We start from the raw sequence: 6,245 nt of genomic DNA, 5'->3' as shown, positions 1-6,245 counted from the left end.
CGGCGATCAAGCCTACAACGGCGTGTTTGCTCAAGAGCTTGACCGTTGGAGTATCGATTTTGAGAAAGCGTCGCGGCCTGAATCAGCCCAAGGTTTTGTACCGGTGGCCAAACGATGGGTAGTGGAACGAAGCATTGCCTGGACGAACTATTTTCGGAGAATCGTCAAAGACTATGAGCATACAGCATCTTCTTCGGTCAGTTGGCTGTATCTGGCCAATAGCCAGATCATGTTACAACGAATCGAGACTTATTGCCAAAGATGATTTCCCAACATACTCTTAACTTAAGGTAATATTCTGTTTATGAGCTAGTTAAGCTAAGCTTAACTTTTAAAATTTAGCATCCGTGTTAGTCATTTACGAAACTATTTTTCAGACTTAGTGGCTGCTATTTCTTAGCGTAATGTTAGATTTCAACATGAACAAGCCATCAAAGAATTACTTTAATGGCTTGTTACGACACAAAACCTAATGATTAACATTCAAATTCCGCTTAACTCTTCTTGCTGCCTTCGCACACCGATAACAGCAGAAAGCGGTATCCATTCGAATGCTTTCGTACTTCGTGTTACAGTGTAAACACACCTTTTGGTAAAAGACTCGATCTCGGCGACGCTCGGCCCGGATGTATTTGAAATTACGCACTGGTTTAGGTTTCTCTTCTGTATTCATAGTTGGGATTGGTTATTTAAAATTGGACTCAATAATCCTTCGAAAAGCCTATAATAAATTTCTATAAGTCTGCCAAAACCCACAGCTCGTTAGAGGTGCCCCGTCATTTTTCGTTTAAAAATAGGGGTATATATAGGCGTCACAGGTGTAGAATTGATTACCGAAAAGATTAGCTTTACAAAACAGAGAGTATACAACTGGTTAGATCTAGTTTGCTACGAGAGAATGAAGAGATTTTTTTTAGCCATTTTCACCTGCTGGCTGGTTGGCGCAGGAGCCGCAAAAGCTCAAATCAGGGTAGGGAGCATTAATATTGACAGCCTGGATATTCAGTACATTGAGTTAATTGGCTTTAATCGATCTACCTGGGAGGCTAGCGTCTGGATTGACTTCGGCCGGAATTATACTACTACTAAATCAAGCGAGTTCCTGAAGCCCGTTAACGATCATGAAGGGGTACGTTTTGCTTCTGTCGTTGAAGCGCTGAACTATATTTATAAAAACGGGTGGGAGTTAGTAAACGTGTACATACCCTCCCCTGATTCTCCCCGCCATTATGTACTACAGCGGAGAAACCGGGCTGTAAAAAGAATTGACTAACTGATGTTGTTTGTCTGTGCCTAACCTATTGGCACTGATACGGCGTCAGTCCGGTTTAGCGGCACCCTGAATTTGTCCGATTTGTGAACTACGTCTGTTCAAATTGTTCAGGGCTTTGGTAGCCCAGCGATGACCGGGCTGCCAGCGCCGTGCTTTCTCACCCTAGTATAAACGACCTCAATGTAGTCGAAGCGTTTAGTATGGATCGTTTTTTCATGCCGACCGATCGGCCCGTGCGGCTGGAGGCATGGTTAAAGGGGCCGGACATTTTCTAAAACTGGAAACGTTTAAACAGGCTCCGTATCCATTTTTTCAGGGCAATCTAAAAATAGAACTGAATTACTTTGGGTCCATTCGCTACATTAGGGGCGATGTCGAACCGAATTAATTTAGCCAAATTATAGTATTCGTTAGGCGAAGCATTGCGGAATATAAGAAATCCACCTTCTATCGAGAAGGGCACATCGTATTGTTGCCGAGCGTTGCCTACGTACAGATTTGCTTTCGTGATACTATTGTCCTGAATAACAGCCTGAACGATTTTCGCCGTTTTTTCACCTTCTGTCAATACCTCTTTCTGGCAGGCACTTACGAGCAGAAAAACATTGAGTACGAATAGGATTATTGGTTTCATCGAGCCAGGATGCAATACTTCGTGAATCATCCTAACGAGTTGATCCTGCCTTTTGTTACTGAAATTAAGCTGCCCTTTCTGCCCGGCAGTTCCTCCAATTTTGCTCGAAATACATACTTTTCTCGCTCAAAAAGCGCAGCTACCAGGCAATAGGGCTTCCTTCTTTTAGAACTTATTCAGCATTGGCGGATAAACCCTTCAAATCCATTTATTTGCCTTTAAGCTCAATATCGTTAAAATCATACTTATACCGACGGGGTTGCCCTAAGTAGCTTGGTAATACCACAAATTGGCCGGTCTTGGTATCCAGAATAATACTTTCCCGTTCGCTGGTAACTGCCTGAAATCGGCGCGTATCAAGTATACCTGGTTCCGGTTGACCCGAAGGGGTGAAATTTGCGAGTAAAAGGATGCCCAACAGCGTGAGTGCGCCCAGAAAAAACGAACGGAGGTCAATGGAAAAATGAATCGCTTTCATCGTTGATCACTTGTTTTGTGTACCTGATGAAGACAAACCATCCTTGCATTTACCCGCCTTCTGGTTTAGCATTCTGAGAACAATTGTCCACTTTCTTCACCTCCTGGTAATAACTTTTGCGGTGGTTCAGACGCGATGATGATACTGAAGCTGTATGCAAAAGCAATAAAGCGCAAAAAGGTAGAAGATTACACCGATTTGGCACTGGCTTCCTCAAAAAGCCGCATAGCCATCAGCCCGGTTCCAACGGCCCCGCCTGCCCGGAGCGCAGCGGCAATAAAAACCGTTTCAGCAATTTCCTCACGAGTTGCCCCAGCCCGAACGGCATTGTCAATGTGCGATTCGATACAATAGGCGCACTGGGTGGTCAGCGCTACAGCCACCGACATCAGCTCCCGGTATTTGATGGGTATAACCCCGTCGGTTCGTTCGGCGGTATGCTTGAGGTTAAGGAATGCGGCAGCCTCTTTACGTGCCGACTGAATCAGCATTTCCGTATACGCCCGGTCTTTGGGAGTTTGATATTCGGCCATAGAATCTGGGAAGTTCGAGTGGTTGAACAATTGGTCGATCGGTTCTATGTAAATCTAGTCGTTTCGGGTATCTCGAACAAGTTTTCCAGGCGGATGCCGTCTGATTGCCTTTTTTCGCCAGCTAGTGCCTGCTTTTGCCGCTTAAAAACAAGTTATTCGTCCAATCGAAAGTGGTGCGTATTTTCATCCTGATTTCCGAACCCGATTCTATGACCCTCCTGCGAGTCCTTCAACTGTTTGGCTTTCTGGTGTTTTCGGCCCTCTTTCTGGAGGGTTTGTACTGGCTGCTCAATCAGCCCAGCGACCTGCTGCTCGTTGTAGCAGGTTTACTAATTGCCCTTTACATCTGGGTCAGCCTCAAAACGCGTTTTTTTACTAAACCCCCGTTCAAACCATGATCAAAAAACTTACCCTTGCCGCCATTCTCCTTGTCGTTATCGTGGTGTTTCTGGCCAATTCCTGCACCACAGTCGATGCCAGCCACGAAGGGATCAAAGTCAGCAAAATTGGCTCGGATCGGGGCGCTTCCGACATTGAGAACGTTACGGGCTGGATCTTCTACAATCCGTTTACTTCCTTCATTGAACAATACCCGACCTTCACTCAGACCAAGGATTTTGACCCGTTCAACGTCAGCGCCAAAGGGGGGACCCTCTTCAAAATAGACCCAACGCTGAACTATCACCTGGTGAAAGGGCAGGGAGCGAACGTGTACCGCAAGTACCGGAAGGAGTTGCCCGATATTGAAAACAACATCCTCCGCACCATCGTCTACAATTCGTATCGGGATGTAGCCAATGCGTTTACGCCCGATTCGCTGGTCAATAACCGGGTGGGCTTTGAAGAGCTGGTCGAAGCCAAGTTGCGGAAAGCTTTATCGGACGATGGGTTTGCTTTTGAGAACATCACCTCCAACCTGACGCCCCCTGAATCGCTACAGGCCATGATCGACGCCAAAAATACGGCCGTTCAGAACGCATTACGGCTTCAGAATCAGATCGCGGCCGAAAAAGCATCGGCCGAAATTGCCGTTACCAAAGCCAACGGGATTGCCCGGGCCAGAATCATCGAAGCCGAGGCCGAAGCCCGAGCCAACGAACTAAAGCAGAAAACCCTTACTCCCCTGCTGGTGCAACAGGAATGGATCAAAAAATGGAATGGACAACTGCCCACGACTCAACTCGGCTCGGGTACGTCGACGATGATTCAACTGCCCATTAAATAACTTCCTGTCAACGATACAAGGGCTTACCAACCCACCCGGATCGAATGGATATGAACCCGGATTCGGCACTACATCTTCCCATGCGGGCTACTTACTGCGATTGTGCAGGCTGTAAGCCTGGATGGTAAATCGTATAAGTACTCATGCGAATACCAAAAACCAAATCATTGAATTTTCGTTTATTACTTGTAGAGTACCACTAAGTATGAACTCGTCTATTTAACTACTTGCGCATATTGGAACAGTTTACCGAAAAATATCCCAATAAGTAATTATACTAAATCCCACAATGACGATCACGTTCACTCCTTTAGAAATTCCGTTTAAGGTGGGCGCTACCGTTTTTGTCAATCAGGAACACGGACAGCGACTTTCAACACCTAATGGACCTGTTTACCCGTATTTTGAAGCCAAAATCGAACGCATTTTCTTCGATGGACGGCTTGAAGAAATGAGTGTAATCGATGAGCCCGTCGATACCTACGAGCTGAAGGTAGCTACGGCCGTTTATGAACTCAAACCCATTGGGCCGTATAAGGATCTGGTAAAAATGCCCTTACGGCTGAGATTGCCCATCAAGGAGCCGAAACTATTCAGCACTGAACAGGAACTAAAAGATTACCTGAAATCGACCCAGACAGCCTGGCCTGTCAAGCCTGATCTGGAAGACGCACCGTCTTAAACCAGTACTCCCGAATGGAGATCACCATATCGACGAGTTGGCTGTGTGTATAAGGCTTGTTGATAACCGACTGCGCTCCCAACTGATAAGCCAGAGAAACCTTCTCGGTATCGTCAACTCCTGTCAGGATAATAACCGGAATACCAGCCAATGCCTTGTTGATCTTAAGTTGCAACAGGATTTCGATGCCATCGGGATACGGCATGTATAAATCCAGGAAAATCAGATCGGGTTTGGCAGCTGGCTCTCTGAGTACTTCCAGTAAGATAAGTCCATTGTAAAAAATCCGGAGCCGACAGTTCGGTATAAACTGATGCATGGTCATCTCAAAGAGTGCCGCATCTTCTTCGTCGTCATCAACTAGATACACTACTTTTTCAGGGGTATTCTCAGTTAGAGATGTCACGGTCATACGCAATGCCTAAAAAGTATGGATACATTTTCAGTTAGTAACCATTTGGCGACCAAACCTTCCTTCTGAATTTAGCCAGACCCCACCAACTCAGACAAAAACAACTGTAATTCAGCACATTACAGCATAATATTTATTTAGGATTCATCGAATCCCCAAACCACTTTTCAATTATAAGCTGTATAGCCTTCAATTAGGTGATGCCATCAGAACCCAATTCGCCAAACAGGCTTCGGTTATAGATTTCGATAAGGTATCTTTCCAGCACCGCAAGGACAATTTTTCGGGCTCGTTCGGTTTCTACCTGATACTTGGCCGAAAATGCATTCGTTAACGAGGAAAGTAGAATCGACAGACCGGGCGACACGGAGGGGTTAAGCGTGTTTAGAGACGCTGTCAGCACGTCGTCGTAGCTAAGAAAGACACGCTCGGACTCATCTGATGGCTCCGCCGATTTCACTGGGGTGGTAGCCCCTGTTTGATTCCACAACCGGGCCAGTGTTTCAAACTCCATCCGAAAGCTCGGGTTGTTGTACCCATCCTTGATGGCGGTCTGATGATTGACCAGAATCGCATCGACCACCCGATCGTCGGACAGATCCCAATACCACCAATTGTCTGGATTGCCTTTCAATAGCGCATAATGCCGTTGATAAACGATCCTGAACAGATAGAGAAGTATTTTATTGAGTGCATCGCAGTTGTCGCCCGGCATAAACAGTATATGCTGCATAACCGACAGCCAATGCCTTTTCAGCACCGATTCGGGTAGCTCAATCCCGATCTGTTTACGCATAGCATTCGCCTGATCGACTTCGGCCTCCGTAGGGCTCAGTTCCTGTACGAAGCCGCTGAGATCACTAAAAATCATTCGCTTTTCCCGTTCGCTCCGTTGTTGAAACCGGGCGATCAATTCGGAATCGGAGCCGACTCCCTGCGCAAACTGCACAACGCTCACTTCATCTTCCAGGCGCATATCGAATCGGATTAGGGTTGATTACAGGGTAT

General features: G+C 46.3%; 9 protein-coding genes and 1 pseudogene. 5 read left to right on the top strand and 5 right to left on the bottom strand.

The features are described 5' to 3' along the window. Both B153_RS0119265 and B153_RS0119260 read left to right on the top strand, forming a co-directional pair. Positions 1-265: pseudogene (locus tag B153_RS0119265) on the top strand (IS5 family transposase); the annotation flags it as partial. Positions 266-898: 633 nt separating this feature from the next. Continuing rightward, positions 899-1,273 (top strand): hypothetical protein, encoded by a 375-nt coding sequence (locus tag B153_RS0119260; RefSeq protein ID WP_020598379.1) that lies wholly within the window; start codon positions 899-901, stop codon positions 1,271-1,273. 322 nt (positions 1,274-1,595) lie between these two features. On the opposite strand, the gene B153_RS0119255 is transcribed toward B153_RS0119260, so the two are convergent. The 3 genes from B153_RS0119255 to B153_RS0119245 form a co-directional block, all read right to left on the bottom strand. After that, complete coding sequence (locus tag B153_RS0119255) at positions 1,596-1,907, bottom strand: hypothetical protein (protein WP_157634751.1); 312 nt, start codon at positions 1,905-1,907, stop codon at positions 1,596-1,598. A gap of 208 nt (positions 1,908-2,115) precedes the next feature. After that, positions 2,116-2,385, bottom strand: coding sequence for a hypothetical protein (locus B153_RS0119250; RefSeq protein WP_020598377.1), 270 nt, complete (start codon positions 2,383-2,385; stop codon positions 2,116-2,118). Positions 2,386-2,573: 188 nt separating this feature from the next. Beyond that, on the bottom strand, positions 2,574-2,918 hold the full coding sequence (locus tag B153_RS0119245; RefSeq protein WP_020598376.1) for a carboxymuconolactone decarboxylase family protein: 345 nt from the start codon (positions 2,916-2,918) through the stop codon (positions 2,574-2,576). 209 nt (positions 2,919-3,127) lie between these two features. Between B153_RS0119245 and B153_RS0119240 the strand changes: the two genes are divergently transcribed. The 3 genes from B153_RS0119240 to B153_RS0119230 all read left to right on the top strand — a co-directional run bounded on the left by B153_RS0119240 (position 3,128) and on the right by B153_RS0119230 (position 4,825). After that, positions 3,128-3,316, top strand: a complete 189-nt coding sequence (locus tag B153_RS0119240; RefSeq protein ID WP_157634750.1) for a hypothetical protein — start codon at positions 3,128-3,130, stop codon at positions 3,314-3,316. Further along, positions 3,313-4,143: an SPFH domain-containing protein gene (locus tag B153_RS0119235; protein WP_020598374.1), complete on the top strand. Its 831-nt coding sequence runs from the start codon at positions 3,313-3,315 to the stop codon at positions 4,141-4,143. Before B153_RS0119240 ends, B153_RS0119235 begins: the two co-directional genes overlap by 4 nt. 289 nt (positions 4,144-4,432) lie before the next feature. After that, positions 4,433-4,825, top strand: a complete 393-nt coding sequence (locus tag B153_RS0119230; protein WP_020598373.1) for a hypothetical protein — start codon at positions 4,433-4,435, stop codon at positions 4,823-4,825. On the opposite strand, the gene B153_RS0119225 is transcribed toward B153_RS0119230, so the two are convergent. Both B153_RS0119225 and B153_RS35455 read right to left on the bottom strand, forming a co-directional pair. Beyond that, on the bottom strand, positions 4,794-5,237 hold the full coding sequence (locus tag B153_RS0119225; RefSeq protein ID WP_020598372.1) for a response regulator: 444 nt from the start codon (positions 5,235-5,237) through the stop codon (positions 4,794-4,796). The two genes, B153_RS0119230 and B153_RS0119225, sit on opposite strands and share 32 nt — an antisense overlap. A 193-nt stretch (positions 5,238-5,430) precedes the next feature. Beyond that, on the bottom strand, positions 5,431-6,213 hold the full coding sequence (locus tag B153_RS35455) for a DUF5958 family protein (protein ID WP_020598371.1): 783 nt from the start codon (positions 6,211-6,213) through the stop codon (positions 5,431-5,433). Between the last annotated feature and the right edge of the window lie 32 nt (positions 6,214-6,245).

The organism is Spirosoma panaciterrae DSM 21099 (assembly GCF_000374025.1).
GTDB classification, from domain to species: Bacteria; Bacteroidota; Bacteroidia; order Cytophagales; family Spirosomataceae; genus Spirosoma; species Spirosoma panaciterrae.
Note: the sequence above shows the minus strand (reverse complement) of the source record. Positions and strands in the feature narration are given on the sequence as shown.